Origin of the sequence: Pseudomonas jilinensis (assembly GCF_003586265.1) — a bacterium.
Lineage (GTDB): Bacteria > Pseudomonadota > Gammaproteobacteria > Pseudomonadales > Pseudomonadaceae > Halopseudomonas > Halopseudomonas phragmitis.
This window is the reverse complement of the sequence record NZ_QJSA01000001.1, coordinates 363,155-378,679: the sequence shown is the minus strand read 5'-3', so window position 1 is coordinate 378,679 and position 15,525 is coordinate 363,155. Positions and strand designations below refer to the sequence as shown.

The 15,525-nt window shown below is 59.9% G+C and carries 17 protein-coding genes; 13 read left to right on the top strand and 4 right to left on the bottom strand.

Annotated elements, in window-relative coordinates; all coding sequences use genetic code 11:
- Positions 1 to 385 precede the first annotated feature (385 nt).
- Complete coding sequence (locus C2846_RS01735; RefSeq protein WP_119700526.1) at positions 386 to 1,246, top strand: alpha/beta fold hydrolase; 861 nt, start codon at positions 386 to 388, stop codon at positions 1,244 to 1,246.
- 250 nt (positions 1,247 to 1,496) lie between these two features.
- On the opposite strand, the gene C2846_RS01730 is transcribed toward C2846_RS01735, so the two are convergent.
- A complete protein-coding gene (locus tag C2846_RS01730; protein ID WP_119700525.1) occupies positions 1,497 to 2,345 on the bottom strand; it encodes an SDR family NAD(P)-dependent oxidoreductase in 849 nt (282 codons plus the stop codon).
- Between the two features lie 201 nt (positions 2,346 to 2,546).
- On the opposite strand from C2846_RS01730, the gene C2846_RS01725 reads away from it, so the two are divergent.
- Together C2846_RS01725 and C2846_RS01720 are read left to right on the top strand one after the other, a co-directional pair.
- Positions 2,547 to 3,791, top strand: a complete 1,245-nt coding sequence (locus C2846_RS01725) for a type 2 periplasmic-binding domain-containing protein (protein WP_119700524.1) — start codon at positions 2,547 to 2,549, stop codon at positions 3,789 to 3,791.
- Positions 3,791 to 4,231, top strand: coding sequence for a PA0061/PA0062 family lipoprotein (locus C2846_RS01720; RefSeq protein ID WP_119700523.1), 441 nt, complete (start codon positions 3,791 to 3,793; stop codon positions 4,229 to 4,231). The genes C2846_RS01725 and C2846_RS01720 overlap by 1 nt, the downstream gene beginning before the upstream one ends.
- Before the next feature lie 55 nt (positions 4,232 to 4,286).
- Here C2846_RS01720 and C2846_RS01715 read toward each other — a convergent pair whose 3' ends face one another.
- Entirely contained in the window at positions 4,287 to 5,066 is a 780-nt protein-coding gene (locus C2846_RS01715) for a hydroxypyruvate isomerase family protein (protein WP_080049853.1), read from the bottom strand.
- Positions 5,067 to 5,384: 318 nt separating this feature from the next.
- Between C2846_RS01715 and C2846_RS01710 the strand changes: the two genes are divergently transcribed.
- The 4 genes from C2846_RS01710 to phnE are packed head-to-tail and all read left to right on the top strand — an operon-like array spanning position 5,385 to position 8,642.
- Entirely contained in the window at positions 5,385 to 6,242 is an 858-nt protein-coding gene (locus C2846_RS01710) for a putative selenate ABC transporter substrate-binding protein (protein WP_080051688.1), read from the top strand.
- A complete protein-coding gene (locus tag C2846_RS01705) occupies positions 6,239 to 7,051 on the top strand; it encodes a phosphonate ABC transporter ATP-binding protein (RefSeq protein WP_119700522.1) in 813 nt (270 codons plus the stop codon). The genes C2846_RS01710 and C2846_RS01705 overlap by 4 nt, the downstream gene beginning before the upstream one ends.
- Positions 7,042 to 7,884, top strand: a complete 843-nt coding sequence (locus C2846_RS01700) for a PhnE/PtxC family ABC transporter permease (RefSeq protein ID WP_119700521.1) — start codon at positions 7,042 to 7,044, stop codon at positions 7,882 to 7,884. Before C2846_RS01705 ends, C2846_RS01700 begins: the two co-directional genes overlap by 10 nt.
- Positions 7,881 to 8,642 (top strand): phosphonate ABC transporter, permease protein PhnE, encoded by a 762-nt coding sequence (phnE, locus tag C2846_RS01695; protein ID WP_080049850.1) that lies wholly within the window; start codon positions 7,881 to 7,883, stop codon positions 8,640 to 8,642. Before C2846_RS01700 ends, phnE begins: the two co-directional genes overlap by 4 nt.
- A gap of 81 nt (positions 8,643 to 8,723) precedes the next feature.
- Here the strand turns inward: phnE and C2846_RS01690 are convergent, their stop codons facing one another.
- A complete protein-coding gene (locus C2846_RS01690; RefSeq protein WP_080049849.1) occupies positions 8,724 to 9,023 on the bottom strand; it encodes a DUF2288 domain-containing protein in 300 nt (99 codons plus the stop codon).
- A gap of 254 nt (positions 9,024 to 9,277) precedes the next feature.
- On the opposite strand from C2846_RS01690, the gene C2846_RS01685 reads away from it, so the two are divergent.
- The 5 genes from C2846_RS01685 to C2846_RS01665 all read left to right on the top strand — a co-directional run bounded on the left by C2846_RS01685 (position 9,278) and on the right by C2846_RS01665 (position 14,162).
- Positions 9,278 to 10,402 carry a branched-chain amino acid ABC transporter substrate-binding protein gene (locus tag C2846_RS01685; RefSeq protein WP_119700520.1) on the top strand — a complete coding sequence of 375 codons (1,125 nt, stop codon included), beginning with the start codon at positions 9,278 to 9,280 and terminating at the stop codon, positions 10,400 to 10,402.
- 96 nt (positions 10,403 to 10,498) lie between these two features.
- Positions 10,499 to 11,425, top strand: a complete 927-nt coding sequence (livH, locus tag C2846_RS01680) for a high-affinity branched-chain amino acid ABC transporter permease LivH (protein ID WP_095625230.1) — start codon at positions 10,499 to 10,501, stop codon at positions 11,423 to 11,425.
- Entirely contained in the window at positions 11,425 to 12,684 is a 1,260-nt protein-coding gene (locus C2846_RS01675) for a high-affinity branched-chain amino acid ABC transporter permease LivM (protein WP_119700552.1), read from the top strand. Before livH ends, C2846_RS01675 begins: the two co-directional genes overlap by 1 nt.
- Positions 12,681 to 13,448: a high-affinity branched-chain amino acid ABC transporter ATP-binding protein LivG gene (gene livG / locus C2846_RS01670; RefSeq protein WP_080049845.1), complete on the top strand. Its 768-nt coding sequence runs from the start codon at positions 12,681 to 12,683 to the stop codon at positions 13,446 to 13,448. Before C2846_RS01675 ends, livG begins: the two co-directional genes overlap by 4 nt.
- Before the next feature lie 12 nt (positions 13,449 to 13,460).
- Complete coding sequence (locus tag C2846_RS01665; protein WP_080049844.1) at positions 13,461 to 14,162, top strand: ABC transporter ATP-binding protein; 702 nt, start codon at positions 13,461 to 13,463, stop codon at positions 14,160 to 14,162.
- Positions 14,163 to 14,192: 30 nt separating this feature from the next.
- Here the strand turns inward: C2846_RS01665 and C2846_RS01660 are convergent, their stop codons facing one another.
- Positions 14,193 to 14,822, bottom strand: coding sequence for a hypothetical protein (locus C2846_RS01660; protein WP_131038196.1), 630 nt, complete (start codon positions 14,820 to 14,822; stop codon positions 14,193 to 14,195).
- Between the two features lie 142 nt (positions 14,823 to 14,964).
- Between C2846_RS01660 and C2846_RS01655 the strand changes: the two genes are divergently transcribed.
- Entirely contained in the window at positions 14,965 to 15,513 is a 549-nt protein-coding gene (locus tag C2846_RS01655) for an OmpA family protein (RefSeq protein ID WP_080049842.1), read from the top strand.
- Positions 15,514 to 15,525: the final 12 nt, after the last annotated feature.

Below are 15,525 nucleotides of genomic sequence, written 5' to 3'. Positions count from 1 at the left end.
GGCGTCTGTTCGGGGAGCTTTAGGACCTTTTTAAGGATTTTTTTCTTTCTTTTTGACAGGCACTTGCAGCCAGTCATCGCCTCTCAAGGCTCTATTGACAGCATTTTGACATGCAAATTTAACCGTCATGAGGTTATCAGCAGGCAGGGGCGGGCTTGAGAGTGGCCTGGGGTTTCCTGGGAGCCTGGAGCATCTGCTCCAGGACAGGGATGCGGCGGGCTCGCTGCGGGAGCGGATGCTCCCGCCTTACAGGATTCATGAACAGCCAGTTACACCCGACCAACGGCTGCGGCCATGACACGCTGCTGTCATCTGGGTGCGGTTAGCTGGTGGCACTCTTCACCGGCGCGCTAAACGCTCGCCTTCAACATTCCGAGGTGCCCCCATGTACGCTGAAAAGGCAGTAATTCGCGTGCACCGAGATATGAAGGTGCACACCTGGTGTTATCCGAACCCCGACGCAACCGCTACCATCATTCTGGTCAACGGCTCGCTGGCCACCAGCGCCTCGTTCAGCCAGGCGTTGCGGTTTCTCCAACCACTGTTCAATGTGGTGTTGTTTGACCAGCCTTATGCTGGCGCCTCACGCCCGCACAACCCAATCCTGCCATTGATTGGCAAGGAGGACGAGGCACTGATTCTGCTGGATCTGATCGAGCACTTTAGTGCCGACCACATCTACTCGTTCTCCTGGGGCGGCGTCGCCACACTGCTGGCCCTGGCTCAGCGACCCGCACGGATCCGCAGTGCCGTGGTCAGCTCATTCTCGCCGATTCTCAACAGCGCGATGCATGACTATCTCAGTCGCGGCCAGACCCATCTGGCGGCCTGTGACCGCCAGGCGGTGGGCAATCTGGTCAATGACACCATCGGTGAATATCTGCCGCCCCTATTCAGGCGCTGCAATTTTCGCCATGTCAGCAGTTTGGAGGAGCACGAGTATGCGCAGATGCTGTTCCATATCCGTCAGGTACTGGGGCTGGATAGCGACAGCTATATGAGCTGCGTGACCAATATCGACCTGCCGCTGCTGTTCATCAATGGCGAGTGGGACCGTTACACCAGCCCGGATGATGCACGTGGCTTTGCCAAACTGGCGCCACAGGCTCAGTTTGCAACCATAGCTCACAGCGGTCACTTTCTGGAAATGGAACACAAGACGGCCTGGCAGGATACCCGCTCGGCGGTGGAGCGGTTTTTCCTGCGCCAGGGGGTGGCCGAGCAGCGATTGGCGTTGGCTGTGTAGATAAAATGACGAGGTGGAGGACGGGGAACGCCTGAGTTTGGCTCCCGCTCCCGTCATCGCGAAGGCCGTAGGCCTGTGGCGATCCAGGGGGTGTACTGGCCCAGGCACTGATGGATTGCCACATCGGCGGATGGCCGCCCCCTGCGACTGGCAATGACGAGGTGGCGCAGGGAATGTCTGGCTTGGCTCCCCCCGTCATCGCGAAGGCCGTAGACCTGTGGCGATCCAGCTGTCGGGGGGAGCTTTTTACTCAGGGGTTGAGCGAATCGAACACGTCCTGCTCACGATCTGCCGCAGCAGCACGCAGCTTGATCAGTTCCTTGATCTTGCGATGTGGGAATACGTAGAACTGATCATTCTCCACCGCCCTGAGGGTCATTTCAGCGATATCGGCAGCCTGAATCTTGCCCTTGGCCACGGCGGCTTTGGTCAGCTCGGCACGCTTGAGCATGACGTCGCTCGGCGTAATGGTTTCAGCCTTGTCGGCCGGACGATTGCGGGCCGAGTCAGAGATGCCGGTGGGGAAGAAAGCCGGGCACAGGCAGGTCACGCCAACATTGGCACCGACATCACGCAGGTCCAGCGCCAGAGTTTCCGACAACGCGACCACCGAGTGCTTGGTGACGTTGTAGATAGCCATGCTCGGCCCATTGAGCCAACCGGCAGCCGATGCGGTATTGATGATATGCCCTTCGCCCTGCGCGATCAGCAGCGGTGTAAACACCTTGACACCCCAGACCACGCCATACAGGTTAACGCCCATGACCCAGTCCCAGTCAGCCACTGTGTTTTCCCACACCGGGCCACCGACGCTGACACCAGCGTTATTGAACACCAGGTGAACTCCGCCGAAGCTGCTCTTGCACAGATCGGCAAAAGCCTGAACCTGATCCAGACTGGAGACATCCAGGCGCATGGTTGTGGTTTCGGTACCCGGATGAGCGGCCTCGACCAAGCGCTGGGTTTCCACCATACCCTTCTCATCCACATCACCCAGCACCAACTTCATGCCCCGGGCGGCGCAGCACAGTGCCAGTTCACGCCCCAGACCACTGCCACCACCGGTAATCGCCGCCACCTTGCCCTGAAAATCTTTCATCGGCCTATCTCCTCAAAACTCGTGAAGTTGATATATTCCACACATCATCATAAATATGATGAATAGGATGCCTGTCCAGGATGGTCAGAACCAGCGCTATGCGTGACCGTGATCGCGATTTAGTAACAGAGCTTATGGTCGAGCGGCGCAGCAGGCCAAGCGATTCTATAGTGACTCCATACACCCGAAAGGACGCCCAACATGTTTCGCCTTACCAGCATCCTCATGCTGTGTGGTTGCGCCAGCCTGGCTGCTGCCTCTGATCCTGTCAGACTCAATACCGATATATTTCCACCTTACCAGGTAAAGGAAGGTGACCAGTTGGGCGGTAGTTCTGTTACGGCCCTGAGTTGTATCTTCAAGGCGCTGGCCCAGCCTTACGAAATTCGAGTGCTGCCCTGGGAGCGTGCGATTCATGAGGTCAGTCAGGGGCGAGCTGACGGTTTTTTCTCCGCCACCCGCACCCGCCGGGCCAACGAATTTGCCCAACTCTCGGCACCTCTGGCACTGGAGAAATGGTATTGGTACAGCAACAACCCCGAGCACCCTCTCGAGCCTCGCCGAACGAGCGACCCTCAGTTAAAGATTGGCGGCATCCGCGGCAGTAATCAGGTGGCTTGGCTGGAGAAGCAGGGAGTCGAGGTCAACACCCTGGTCGGCAATACCCGGCAATTGTTACAGTTGCTTGAACGTGGGCGTATCGACGCTTTCCTGGCCGATCAGCGCACCCTGCGTATTGAACTAACCCCGCTCCCGCTTGGACTGCGCCCCCGACATCAACACTTCCAGCAGTACACCAATCTCGGGGTGTACTTCGCCGATGACTTTCTGCATCGTCACCCGAGCTTTTTAAGCCGCTTCAACGACGAGGTTTTCCACTGCATTCCGGAAATGGCTACCCTCACCGCGGAGGAGCGTGAACGCATCCAGGTACTGCATCAACAATTGTTCGCCGACTGGCCCGGCAAGCCCGAAATTATTGAGGCGGTGCTGGAACAGAACCGCCGCCACCAGCAACTGGACGTCACCCGTATCATTCAGCTCGATCAGCAGTGGATCGCGGAGACCAGCCAGCATGAGCGTCCACTGATCAATAGCGTACTGGCTCACCCACTGTCACACTGGCTGACTGATCAACAGATTCGCCACAATGGCCTGATTACCGAGGTCATGGTGACTGATTATCTGGGCCTGAATGTCGCTGTCAGCGAGATCACCACAGATTACTGGCAAGGTGACGAAGCCAAGTTCACCGAGTCATTTTTCGCCAGTAACACCACCCCGTTCATGGGGCCATTGGAGTATGATCAGTCAACACAGGGTTTTCAGGTACACGTCAGCAGCCAGATCATCGACCCCATAAGCGGCAAGGTGGTTGGTGTTCTGGTCATTGGTCTGGATATCGAGTTGGCCCTACGCATGAACGGAATCAGTGGAGAGTTGTAATGTTTCCTCTCAAGGCCGCAGCCATGGGCCTTTTCTGCTGCACCTTGTCGGCTTGCGCCCAGCAGCCGACCCCACCGCTGGACAGCCAGCAGGTCAGGATCGAACAGCGCACCTCGATGCCGCTCGATCAGTTGCGCGCTTACCGCCTCAATGGCGAGTTGGTGCGTAGTCTGAGATTTCCCGACCTGCCGCCTGGCTCGCACGAACTGCAGGTTCGCTTCCAGTTCGAGGTACCCGGCGGCGGGCAGCGTAACGGTGGACGCCTGGAAAGTCGCGAGCGCACCTGCATTCTCGGCCTGAGCCATGATGACTTCCGGGCCGGTCAGCAGTATCAGATTTACGCTGAACGCAGGGGCTGGCAGCCCGCAGCCTGGCTACTGAATCCAGAAGGTGAACGTCTGACCAGGGCTCGAATCATTCGCTGCGGACCAGGACTCTGACTGAAGAATGTGTCTGCGCCACTCGTGATGACGCTGATGTGAAAACACTCCAGTGCTATTGCCACCGCGCCAGCCAGTCCAGACTGGCCGCTGTGCTGCTGGCTGGGCGATATTCGGCAGCAAGCCAGCCTTGATAACCAGCTCGCTCCAAAGCGGCCAAAGCGCCAGCAAAATCCAGCACGCCAGTGCCCGGCTCAGCCCGCCCCGGGCTATCAGCAAACTGCACATGACCAATCCGTCCGGCCAATCGCTCGATACTGTCCGCAGGCACTTCGTCCATCCGGGCCATGTGGTACAGATCCAGTTGCGCTGACAGATTGGCATGCCCTACCCGCTCCAGCATGGCCAGCAGTTCAGCCGAAGTAGACAGCACAAAACCCGGCATGTCGTGTCGGTTGATTGCCTCACAGGTCACCCCTACCCCAATCGTGGCAAAAGCTTGGGCAGCGCGTTGCAAACGTTCGGCCAGGGTTTCCAGAGCCGCCTCACGACTCAGCCCTTCGACCAGCCGCCCAGGCAGGACATTGATTCGCTGTGGCCTGACCTGCGCGGCATAAGCCAGCCCTTGTTCCAGCGCCTGCTCGAACTCGGCAGCTCGGCCCGGCGCCGCTGCCAGTCCCGGACCGCCTTGCAACAAGTCGGCCGCCGGCAGGTTGATCAGTACCAGCGGCATCCTGGCCGACTCCAGCCGGGATTTGAGCTCTTGCGCTGGCAGTTCATATGGGAACTGGATTTCCACGCCGTCAAAGCCTGCGCTGGCCGCTGCTTCGATACGCTCGGTCAACGGCACTTCGGTAAACAGCATCGACAGGTTGGCAGCTATCGGCCAAGGCATCAGGTGGCTCCTGAACGCTAAAAAAGAATGACAATCCTAACCGTCTGTTTGGCGGCAAGAAAGCCTGCATCGCCCAGACCGCCAGCCCCGTCATCACGAGCGGCGCAGCCGCGTGGTGATCCATGCGGCCTGTGGATTGCCGCGTCGCTGCGCTCCTCGCATTGGCAGAAGATGCCTTATCGAAGGCTCGGAGCCTGCCGCGCCAAGCATTTCCCGCTTGCTCCGCCAGTCGATTGCTCTAAACTTGCGCCACGCCCTGGCCGGTCTCGACACCCGGCCCGGAGTCATCCGCTATTGAACCGGAGAAACCACATGTCGATGATCAAACGACCGCTGGCCGTGCTGGCCGGCGCATGCCTGTCCGTTGCCACCCTGTTTTCCACTGCGCAGGCCCAGGACGTGCTGCGCGTCTCGGCCATTCCCGACGAAGCTCCGACCGAGCTGCTGCGCAAATTCAAGCCGCTGGGCGAATATCTCGAGCAGGAACTGGGCCTGAGCGTGCAGTTTCAGCCAGTTTCCGACTACGCCGGTGTAGTCGAGGCTCTCGGCGCCAAGCGCCTGGACATGGCCTGGCTGGGCGGCTTCACCTTTGTTCAGGCCCGCCTGCGTACCGGTGATGCCATCCCGCTGGTACAACGCGAGCAGGATGAGGTCTTCACCAGCACCTTCATCACCGCCGATCCCAAGGTCAACAGCCATGCAGACCTGGCCGGCAAGAGCTTTGCCTTCGGCTCGGTATCGTCCACCTCCGGGCACCTGATGCCGCGTTATTTCATGCAGCAGGACGGTATTGAGGTAGATAGCCATTTCAGCCGCATCGGCTTCTCCGGTGCCCATGATGCGACTGTCGCCTGGGTCGAATCCGGCCGGGTCGATGCCGGCGTCCTGAATGCCTCGGTCTGGGAAAAACTGGCTGACGAAGGCAAGGTCGACACCAGCAAGGTACGCGTTTATCAGGTTACCCCGACCTATTTCGACTACAACTGGACCGTGCGCGGCGATCTCGACCCGGCACTGGTCGAGCGGATCAAGGCCGCGTTCCTCAAGCTCGACCCGGCCAATCCTGAGCACAAGGCCATTCTCGACCTGCAGCGTGCCAGCCGTTTCATCGAAACCCGGCCGGAGAACTATGAAGGTATCGAGCAAGCCGCCCGAGCTGCCGGCTTGTTGCAGTGAGCATCAGGCTTAGTGGCGTGGGGCTGACCCACGCCAATGGCTTCGCGGCGTTGCAGGGTGTCAATCTGCAGATTGAGGCCGGCGAGCGGGTCGCCATCATCGGCTCTTCCGGGGCTGGCAAGACCAGCCTGCTGCGTCTGCTGGGCACCAGTCTGCTGCCCAGCACGGGCGAACTCCAGCTACTCGGCAGCCAGCCGGCTCGCCTGCGCGGCCGGGCACTGCGACATCTGCGTCGACGTATCGGGCTGATCCATCAAAGCCCGCCGCTACCACCGCGCCAACGCGTGGTGACGGCCGTGCTGGCCGGACGCCTCGGCCACTGGTCGCTGGGCAGGGCGCTGCTGTCACTGTGTTATCCCCTGGATATTGCCGGCGCCCACGCAGCACTGGCCCCACTGGATCTGGCCGACAAGCTGTTTGTGCGTTGTGATCAGCTCTCTGGCGGCCAATTGCAGCGGGTTGGCATTGCCCGGGTGTTGTACCAGGGCGCCGACCTGCTATTGGCCGATGAGCCGGTTTCGGCCATGGACCCGGTGCTGGCTGATCACACGCTGGGGCTACTCAACCGGCTGGCCAACGAGCGCGGCGTGAGTCTGATCGCCAGCCTGCATGCGGTCGACCTGGCCCTGCGTCATTTCCCTCGGGTCATTGGCCTGCGTGAGGGCCGGTTGCTGTTCGACAAGCCCGCCAGTGACGTCAGCCAGCGCGACCTTGAACAGCTCTATGTCAACGCCAGCCTGAATAGCGGTGAGCCACTTGCCACCTCCCAAAGCGGCGTCGAAGCGGTCAATATCCCGCGATGTTTCTGAAACCAGGCGCACAGGCGCAGCATTGGCGCGATCCTGCCGCCCTGCCACGGGCACTGGTGACCCTGGGCGTCCTGATTCTGTTATGGCCGGGGCTGGTGCTGACCGAATTCAATCCCGCTAGCCTGCTGGACTCGCGCAACCTGGATACCTTCGGCCGTTTTCTTGCCGGCTTCTGGCCGCCGGACACCTCCCCAGAGTTTCTCGCCCTGCTCGGCAAGGCCACGCTAGAGACCTTGGCAATGGCCACCGCCGGCCTGGTCCTGGCCCTGCTGCTGGCCATCCCGCTGGGGCTGATCGCCACCCAAGCGCTGTCGATCTCCGCCTTACTGCATGGCAAGCCGGCACTGCGCAGTGGCCTGATTCGCTACCCGGTACGACTGCTGCTGATCATCCTGCGCAGCGTGCCGGAAATCGTCTGGGCCTTGCTGTTTGTTCGCGCTGTCGGTCTTGGACCAACGGCTGGCGTGCTGGCTATCGCCATTACCTACAGCGGCATGCTTGGTAAGGTCTATGCGGAAATCTGCGAGTCGGTCGACCAGCGTCCAGCCCAAGCCTTATTGCAGGCCGGCAGTGGTCGCCTCGCGGCGTTCTGCTACGGCATCCTGCCGGCTGCCGCCCAGGAGCTGACCTCCTACACTCTGTACCGCTGGGAATGTGCGGTACGTGCCTCAGTCATCATGGGCTTTGTCGGAGCCGGTGGACTGGGCCAGATGATCGACCTGTCGATCCGCATGTTCGCCGGCGGCGAAGTGGTCAGCATTCTGCTGACCTTCCTGCTGCTGGTGCTACTGGCCGACCAGCTCAGCACCCTGCTACGCCGGAGGCTGGCATGAGCCGACGCGGGGAAGCCATAGGCTGGCTGCTGCTGATTGGCGCAGCGGTGATCGCCTCGTTCTGGTATCTGGATATGGACCTGAGAGGCCTGCTGCGCGGCGACAGCCCACAGCAGATGCAGGCCTATGCACTGTCTTTCTTCCCGCCCGACAGCTCCGCCAGCTGGCTCAGACAGATCAGTCGTGGCGCCCTGGAAACACTGGCTATTTCGGCCATCGGTACTCTGCTGGCAGCTCTACTGGGCGCCGGCCTCAGCCTGCTCGCGGCCGGTCGGCTAGGTCGGCTGGCCAAGGCAGCGGCCCGGTTGCTGCTCAATGCCCTGCGCTCAGTACCTGAACTGGTGTGGGCTGCGCTGATGGTACTGGCCGCCGGTCTCGGGCCCTTTGCCGGCACCCTGGCCATTGCCCTGCACACCGCTGGCGTGCTTGGCCGACTGTTTGCCGAGGCGCTGGAAAACACCCCAGCCGAACCGGCCAACGCCCTGCGTGAAGCCGGAGCCGGTACCGTGGCGGCGTTTTTCTACGGCACCCTGCCAGGCGTATTGCCGCAGTGGCTGGCCTATACCCTGTATCGCTGGGAAAACAATATCCGAATGGCAGCGGTGCTGGGATTCGTCGGTGCCGGCGGTTTGGGCCAGATGCTCTATGTGACCCTCAGCCTGTTCCAGCAACCGCGGGCGATGACCGTAATTCTGGCAATGCTGCTGATGGTGCTGCTGGTTGATGCACTCAGCGCCTGGCTTCGCCGGCGCCTATGACCTGACGCTCTTTATGGATGGATTGCCGCACCGCTGCGCGACTCGCAATGACGAAGCACGGCGTCTCTGCCAGTCTGTGACTCAGGCCCGCTCCTGTACCAGTACCCAGGGCCGGATAACCACGGCCCATAGGTTGTCGGGGTGGCGCTCGCTCCAGTCAATGGCCTGTTCATTGCTGATCGGGCCGAACTGCCCAGCATCCATCCAGCCCTTGACCGTGTCGGCATCATCGGCCGTCAGCGCCTGGGCTACCGCTACCAAATCCAGCGCAGCCCCCACCACCAGGACTTCTCCTCGGGCAAAATGCGGTTCCAGGGTTTTCCAGTCGATCCGACCGGTCGAGCCTAAAATGGCGGCGTAAGTTTCACTTGGGCTGGTCATCGACGGGCTCCCGGGGGCTGAAGGGCTCTGAAAACGCGTAGGGTAGCACCCGGAAAAAGCCTGACCAATCGGTCATTTGTCACTAATAGGTAATTTTGTTGCACTTTAAGGACATCTGTCAGCAAATTGAAACAGCTCGATTCCCTGTCTTATATCCCATTGCTAAACTGCTCCGGTACAGTTCCCGGAGAAGGTCCCGAGCCGCCAACCCTCGGCACTTTCATTTGTCGGACAACAACAAGTGAGCAGATAACATGAAGAAAATGCATCGCAAAGCACTATCCCAATTCATCGCCGCCACCGCTCTGGCCAGCATCAGTAGCTTTGCCCTGGCCGACACCATCAAGATCGCCTTGGCCGGTCCGGTTACCGGTCCAGTAGCGCAGTACGGTGACATGCAGTTCATCGGCGCCAAGATGGCCATTGAGCAGATCAACGCCGCTGGCGGCGTCAATGGTAGCCAGCTTGAGGGTGTGGTATTCGACGATGCTTGCGATCCCAAGCAGGCGGTTGCAGTCGCCAACCGGATTGTCAACGATGGCATTCAATTCGTGGTAGGCCATCTCTGCTCCAGCTCAACTCAACCAGCTTCCGATGTATATGAAGAAGAAGGCGTGCTGATGATCACCGCCGCCTCAACCAGCCCGGATATCACCGCACGCGGCTATGAGCTGGTATTCCGCACCATCGGCCTGGACAGCCTGCAAGGCCCGACTGCAGGTCAGTACATCGTTGAACATATTAAGCCAAGCAAGGTCGCAGTGATCCACGACAAGCAGCAATACGGTGAAGGTATCGCTACCGCCGTGCGTGATGTGCTGCGCGAAAACAGCATTGAAGTGCCAGTCTTCGAAGGCGTGACCGCCGGCGACAAGGACTTCTCTGCCCTGATTGCCAAGCTGCGCCAGGCTGGTGTTGATTTCGTCTACTACGGTGGCTACCACCCGGAACTGGGGCTGCTGCTGCGCCAGTCGGCCGAACAGGGCTTGAACGTTGGCTTCATGGGTCCGGAAGGCGTGGGTAACAGCGACATTTCCGCGATTGCAGGCCAGGCTTCCGAAGGTCTGCTGGTCACTCTGCCCAAGGCCTTTGACGAAGACCCGAAAAATGCTCATCTGGTCGAAGCCTTCAAGGCCAAAAACGAAGACCCCTCAGGGCCGTTCGTATTTCCGGCCTATGCCGCTGTTCAGGTGATCGCCGATGGCATCAAGCTGGCCGGCAGCACAGACACCGAGGCAGTTGCCGCTGCCTTGCGCGCCAACAGCTTCGACACCCCGACCGGCACCCTTGCCTTCGATGAAAAGGGTGACCTGAAAGACTTCAATTTCGTGGTCTACAAATGGCACGCAGATGCCACCAAGACCGCACTGACTGAGTAAACCGTCAACGTCATCGGGCCCGCTGGTCACCCCAGCGGGCCCGATTTTTGTGAGTTCCCTCCGAACGACGTTCCTGTCACAACAGGTAGCTTGGCTATGCCAGAGTCCCTTTATTATTTTATCCAGCAACTGCTCAATGGACTGACAGTTGGCAGTACCTACGCCCTGATCGCCATCGGCTATACCATGGTTTACGGCATTATCGGCATGATCAACTTCGCCCACGGCGAGGTTTACATGATCGGCAGCTATATCGCCTTCATGGCATTGGCAGCCCTGGCCTTGATGGGAGTCGAGTTTCTCCCGCTAATGATTCTCGGCGCCTTCATCATCAGCATGATCGTCACTAGCGCCTATGGCTACAGTATCGAACGGGTTGCCTATCGACCATTACGCGGCGGCAACCGGCTGATTCCACTCATATCAGCCATCGGCATGTCGATCTTCCTGCAAAACCTGGTGCGGCTGGCTCAGGGCTCGCGCGATATCGCCATGCCCAGCCTGGTGACCGGTGGTATCAGCATCGGCCCGGATGAGGGGTTCCACGCCACCTTGTCCTATATGCAGATGATCATCTTCGTGGTCACCCTGCTGACCATGACCCTGCTGACCCTGTTCATCTCCCGTTCGCGCATGGGCCGGGCCTGCCGCGCCTGTGCCGAAGACCTGAAAATGACCAATCTGCTTGGCATCAACACCAACGGCATCATCGCCCTGACCTTCGTCATTGGTGCGGCCCTGGCTGCGGTTGCCGGTGTACTGCTGAGCATGTACTACGGAGTGATCAACCCCTACATCGGCTTTATGGCTGGCCTCAAGGCCTTTACCGCCGCAGTACTGGGTGGCATCGGCAGCATTCCCGGAGCTGTACTTGGCGGTCTGCTGCTGGGTGTTACCGAGGCGATGACCGCCGGTTACTTCAGCACCGAATACAAGGACGTTGTGGCCTTCAGCCTGCTGATCCTGATCCTGCTGTTCCGCCCCAGCGGCATTCTCGGTCGCCCGGAGGTTGAGAAGGTATGATCCGTAACAACCTGAAACCCGCGCTTATTTCCGCTGCGGTGGTGGTGGTTCTCACCGCCATGCTGATGGGCGTGCGCCTGACCCCGTCCGGCACCGGTCTGACCATCAGCGGCGCAGGTACCGATGTCCTGTGGAAAATTGCCGGCGCAGCCTTGTTCATCTTCCTGTTCAATCTGTTCCGCGACCACTTGGGCAAAGCCTGGCAAGCCGTACCCGGCCTGCCCAAGCCCCCGACCAGGCTGGTTGAGGCCACGGACAAGCCTGTTATCCAGCGCCTGTTCTGGTGTTTTCTGATCGCAGCCGCACTGGTCTTTCCGTTCTTCAGCAACCGCGGCAACATCGATCTGGCTACCCTGGTGTTGATCTACGTAATGCTCGGCCTGGGGCTGAACATTGTGGTTGGCCTGGCCGGCCTGCTGGATCTGGGCTATGTCGGCTTCTATGCGGTCGGAGCCTACAGCTATGCCTTGCTGGCGATGTATTTCGGCATGGGCTTCTGGACCGGGCTGCTGGTCGCCGGGCTGCTCGGCGCCTTCTTCGGTTTCATTCTCGGCTTCCCGGTGCTACGCCTGCGAGGTGACTACCTTGCGATCGTGACCCTGGGCTTTGGCGAGATTATCCGCATTCTGCTCAACAACATGACCTGGCTGACCAATGGTCCCAACGGGATCGGCGGCATCCCCAAACCAACGCTGTTCGGTCTGGAGTTCAACCGCCGCGCCAGCGAAGGCATGCAGACCTTTCACGAGTTCTTCGGCATTGCCTTCAACTCCAACCACCGGGTGATCTTCCTTTACCTGCTGGCGTTGATGCTGGTGTTGATCACCCTGTATGTGATCAACCGCCTGTTGCGCATGCCCATAGGCCGCGCCTGGGAAGCACTGCGTGAAGACGAGATCGCCTGCCGTTCGCTGGGCATCAACCCCACAGCGGTCAAGCTCAGCGCCTTCACCATCGGCTCTACCTTTGCAGGGTTCGCCGGCTGCTTCTTCGCCGCCCGCCAGGGCTTTATCAGCCCGGAGTCGTTCACTTTCATCGAGTCGGCAATCATCCTCGCCATTGTAGTGCTCGGTGGAATGGGCTCGCAGGTTGGAGTAATTCTGGCAGCAATCATCATGACCATCCTTCCCGAGATGGCACGCGAATTCAATGAATACCGCATGCTGCTATTCGGTCTGATGATGGTGCTGATGATGATCTGGCGCCCGCAGGGGCTGCTGCCAATGAAACGCCCGCATATGGAGCTACGCACCCAATGACCATGCCCATGCTTGAAGTCTCTGGCCTGACCATGCGTTTTGGCGGGCTGCTGGCGGTCAACGGCGTTGCCCTGACCGTACAGGAAAAACAGATCGTATCGATGATCGGCCCCAACGGGGCCGGCAAGACCACGGTGTTCAACTGTCTGACCGGTTTTTACAAACCCACCGACGGCAAGATCATCTTTCGTGGTGAGGAAATTCAGGGCCTGCCCGGTTTCAAGGTTGCCCGCAAGGGCATGATCCGTACCTTCCAGCATGTGCGCCTGTTCAAGGAAATGACTCTGCTGGAAAACCTGCTGGTGGCTCAGCACCAACACCTGAATACCAGCCTGCTGGCGGGCCTGTTCAAAACCCCGAACTACCGCCGCAGCGAGAAGCAGGCGCTGGAGCGGGCCGCCTACTGGCTGGAGCGGGTCGACTTGCTGGAGTTTGCCAACCGCCCGGCCAACAGCCTGGCCTATGGTCAGCAACGACGCCTGGAAATCGCCCGCTGTATGGTGACTCAGCCATCACTGCTGATGCTTGACGAACCGGCCGCCGGCCTCAACCCCAGGGAAACCGATGATCTCAAGGCGCTGATCAGCGAACTGCGCGATGCCCACGGCATCACCGTGCTGCTGATCGAACATGACATGAAACTGGTCATGAGCATTTCCGACCATATCGTGGTGATCAACCAGGGTTGCCCACTGGCAAACGGCACACCGGACCAGGTGCGCAGCAACCCTGACGTGATCAAGGCCTACCTGGGCGAAACCTGAGGGCAAGAGCTGATGCTGTACATGAAAAATGTCTCGACCCACTACGGCAAGATCCAGGCACTGCACGACGTTAGCCTGGAAGTCCAGCGTGGCGAGATCGTTACCCTGATCGGTGCCAATGGTGCCGGCAAGACCACATTACTGATGACCCTGTGCGGCGACCCGCGCCCCAGTAGCGGCAGCATTCGTTACGAAGGCGAAGATCTGACCGGACTGAGTACAGCCGAAATCATGCGCAAGGATATTGCCATCGTGCCGGAGGGCCGGCGCGTGTTCTCGCGCTTGACCGTCGAGGAAAACCTGGCGATGGGCGGTTTCTTCACCAGCAAGGAAGCCTTCCAGCAGCAACTGGACGCCACACTGGTACTGTTCCCACGCCTGAAGGAGCGCTATCAGCAGCGCGCTGGCACCATGTCCGGCGGTGAACAACAGATGCTGGCCATCGGCCGTGCCCTGATGAGCAAGCCACGCCTGCTGCTGCTCGACGAGCCATCACTGGGGCTGGCACCGATCATCATCCAGCAGATTTTCGAGATCATTGAGGAGCTGCGCAGGCAGGGAGTAACTATCTTTCTGGTCGAGCAGAACGCCAACCAGGCACTCAAGCTCGCCGATCGTGGTTATGTGATGGAGCACGGGCATATTGTCATGCAGGACAGCGGCGCTGCACTGCTGGCCAATCCACAGGTGCGCGACGCCTATCTCGGGGGGTAACCCCCCCTCCTGTTGCGCCTGCCCAGGTTGCTACCAACCGCGGTAGGCGCAGCCTTCCTGACGCAGGCCATCATGCTCCAGTACTGCACGCTGATGGAAGAAACTACCTGGAATCGCCCGGCAGCCCTGAGGATAAATCCACAGCTCCGCCGCCTCACCACGCAGTGTACGGAAGTTCAAGGCAACACCGGGCAACTGCTCATCGATCACCGGCACCCACTCGCGCGTGTTCAGGCGCATGCCCTGTTCACCCAACTCAGCCTGCCAAAGCGGGTCATCTCCCAGCGCCACCCAGCGGGCAATGGCCCCAACCTGATCGGCACAGCCACGCCCGACCGATTGCATGCGCCACACCTGACTGACCTGCAACACGCCCTGCCCCACCAGCCGACCACTGACATCGACAAAGATCGCACTCTGCCCAGGCTGCGCCAGCTCTGCAAACAACTCCTCCAGCCCGGCCCCGTCCTCTACTACCAGAGCCTCTCGGCCCGAGCAGGGCTGCAGCTGCCAGGAATTCCCACCGCTGTGCTCCAGCAGCCCCATGACACGCTGTTCGGGCCCCTGCTCAGGACTGGTGGCGAACAGCGCACAACCACTCAGCACCAAACCAGCCGCTGCAACCAGCGCGCCGCGCATCCATGACAGGCAAGAACTCATACTGTGAACTCCTTGGCGTTGACGGGACTCAACCGACAGATTGCATGTTTGAGCAGATCACAAAAGCCGGCTCTGATGGTAACCTTGCGTGGATAAAGCAGCCACCACCATTGAACGGCCTTCTACCAACATCGGAACTTCCATGAAAAGCACAAAAATCCTCCTGCTGTCTTCCTTGTTCGTGGCCCTGACCGCCTGCTCTGCCAAACAACCGGTACAGCAAAGCGCCGCAGTTCAGCCTTCCTGGGCCGAATCGCGGGTTGCCAGCCTGACCGAACTTGCCCAGCGCGAAGGTTACGAAGTCGAGCACGAAGGTGAGCAGATCCGCCTTATCATTCCGGTTGACGGCAACTTCCACCCCAAGCGCACTCTACTTCTGCCTTCAGGTCTGGTTCCCTTGAGCAAAGTGGCTCAGGCACTTAGACACGATGACGAAACTCAGTTCCATGTCGTCGGACATGCCGATAGCGTAGGTGACGGGGAACTGAACCAGCGCTTGAGCCTGGAACGCGCCCAGGCCGTAGCCAGCGTCCTGATGCTAGGTGGTGTCAGTAGCCAGCGCATGCAATTGCGCAGCATGGGTGAAGATCAGCCCCGCGCCGACAACAGCACCGCTACCGGTCGCGCTCTGAACCGTCGGGTGGAAATCGTCATGCTGCCCTACCCCACCCGGGTAGCCATGGCCGACTGAGGTTTCCCCCCC

Bases quoted from the DNA above. Each gene is read 5' to 3' on its own strand.
- C2846_RS01735 (WP_119700526.1), top strand. From the start codon at position 386: ATGTACGCTGAAAAGGCAGTAATTCGCGTGCACCGAGATATGAAGGTG.
- C2846_RS01730 (WP_119700525.1), bottom strand. From the start codon at position 2,345: ATGAAAGATTTTCAGGGCAAGGTGGCGGCGATTACCGGTGGTGGCAGT.
- C2846_RS01725 (WP_119700524.1), top strand. From the start codon at position 2,547: ATGTTTCGCCTTACCAGCATCCTCATGCTGTGTGGTTGCGCCAGCCTG.
- C2846_RS01720 (WP_119700523.1), top strand. From the start codon at position 3,791: ATGTTTCCTCTCAAGGCCGCAGCCATGGGCCTTTTCTGCTGCACCTTG.
- C2846_RS01715 (WP_080049853.1), bottom strand. From the start codon at position 5,066: ATGCCTTGGCCGATAGCTGCCAACCTGTCGATGCTGTTTACCGAAGTG.
- C2846_RS01710 (WP_080051688.1), top strand. From the start codon at position 5,385: ATGATCAAACGACCGCTGGCCGTGCTGGCCGGCGCATGCCTGTCCGTT.
- C2846_RS01700 (WP_119700521.1), top strand. From the start codon at position 7,042: ATGTTTCTGAAACCAGGCGCACAGGCGCAGCATTGGCGCGATCCTGCC.
- phnE (WP_080049850.1), top strand. From the start codon at position 7,881: ATGAGCCGACGCGGGGAAGCCATAGGCTGGCTGCTGCTGATTGGCGCA.
- C2846_RS01690 (WP_080049849.1), bottom strand. From the start codon at position 9,023: ATGACCAGCCCAAGTGAAACTTACGCCGCCATTTTAGGCTCGACCGGT.
- C2846_RS01685 (WP_119700520.1), top strand. From the start codon at position 9,278: ATGAAGAAAATGCATCGCAAAGCACTATCCCAATTCATCGCCGCCACC.
- livH (WP_095625230.1), top strand. From the start codon at position 10,499: ATGCCAGAGTCCCTTTATTATTTTATCCAGCAACTGCTCAATGGACTG.
- livG (WP_080049845.1), top strand. From the start codon at position 12,681: ATGACCATGCCCATGCTTGAAGTCTCTGGCCTGACCATGCGTTTTGGC.
- C2846_RS01665 (WP_080049844.1), top strand. From the start codon at position 13,461: ATGCTGTACATGAAAAATGTCTCGACCCACTACGGCAAGATCCAGGCA.
- C2846_RS01660 (WP_131038196.1), bottom strand. From the start codon at position 14,822: ATGAGTTCTTGCCTGTCATGGATGCGCGGCGCGCTGGTTGCAGCGGCT.
- C2846_RS01655 (WP_080049842.1), top strand. From the start codon at position 14,965: ATGAAAAGCACAAAAATCCTCCTGCTGTCTTCCTTGTTCGTGGCCCTG.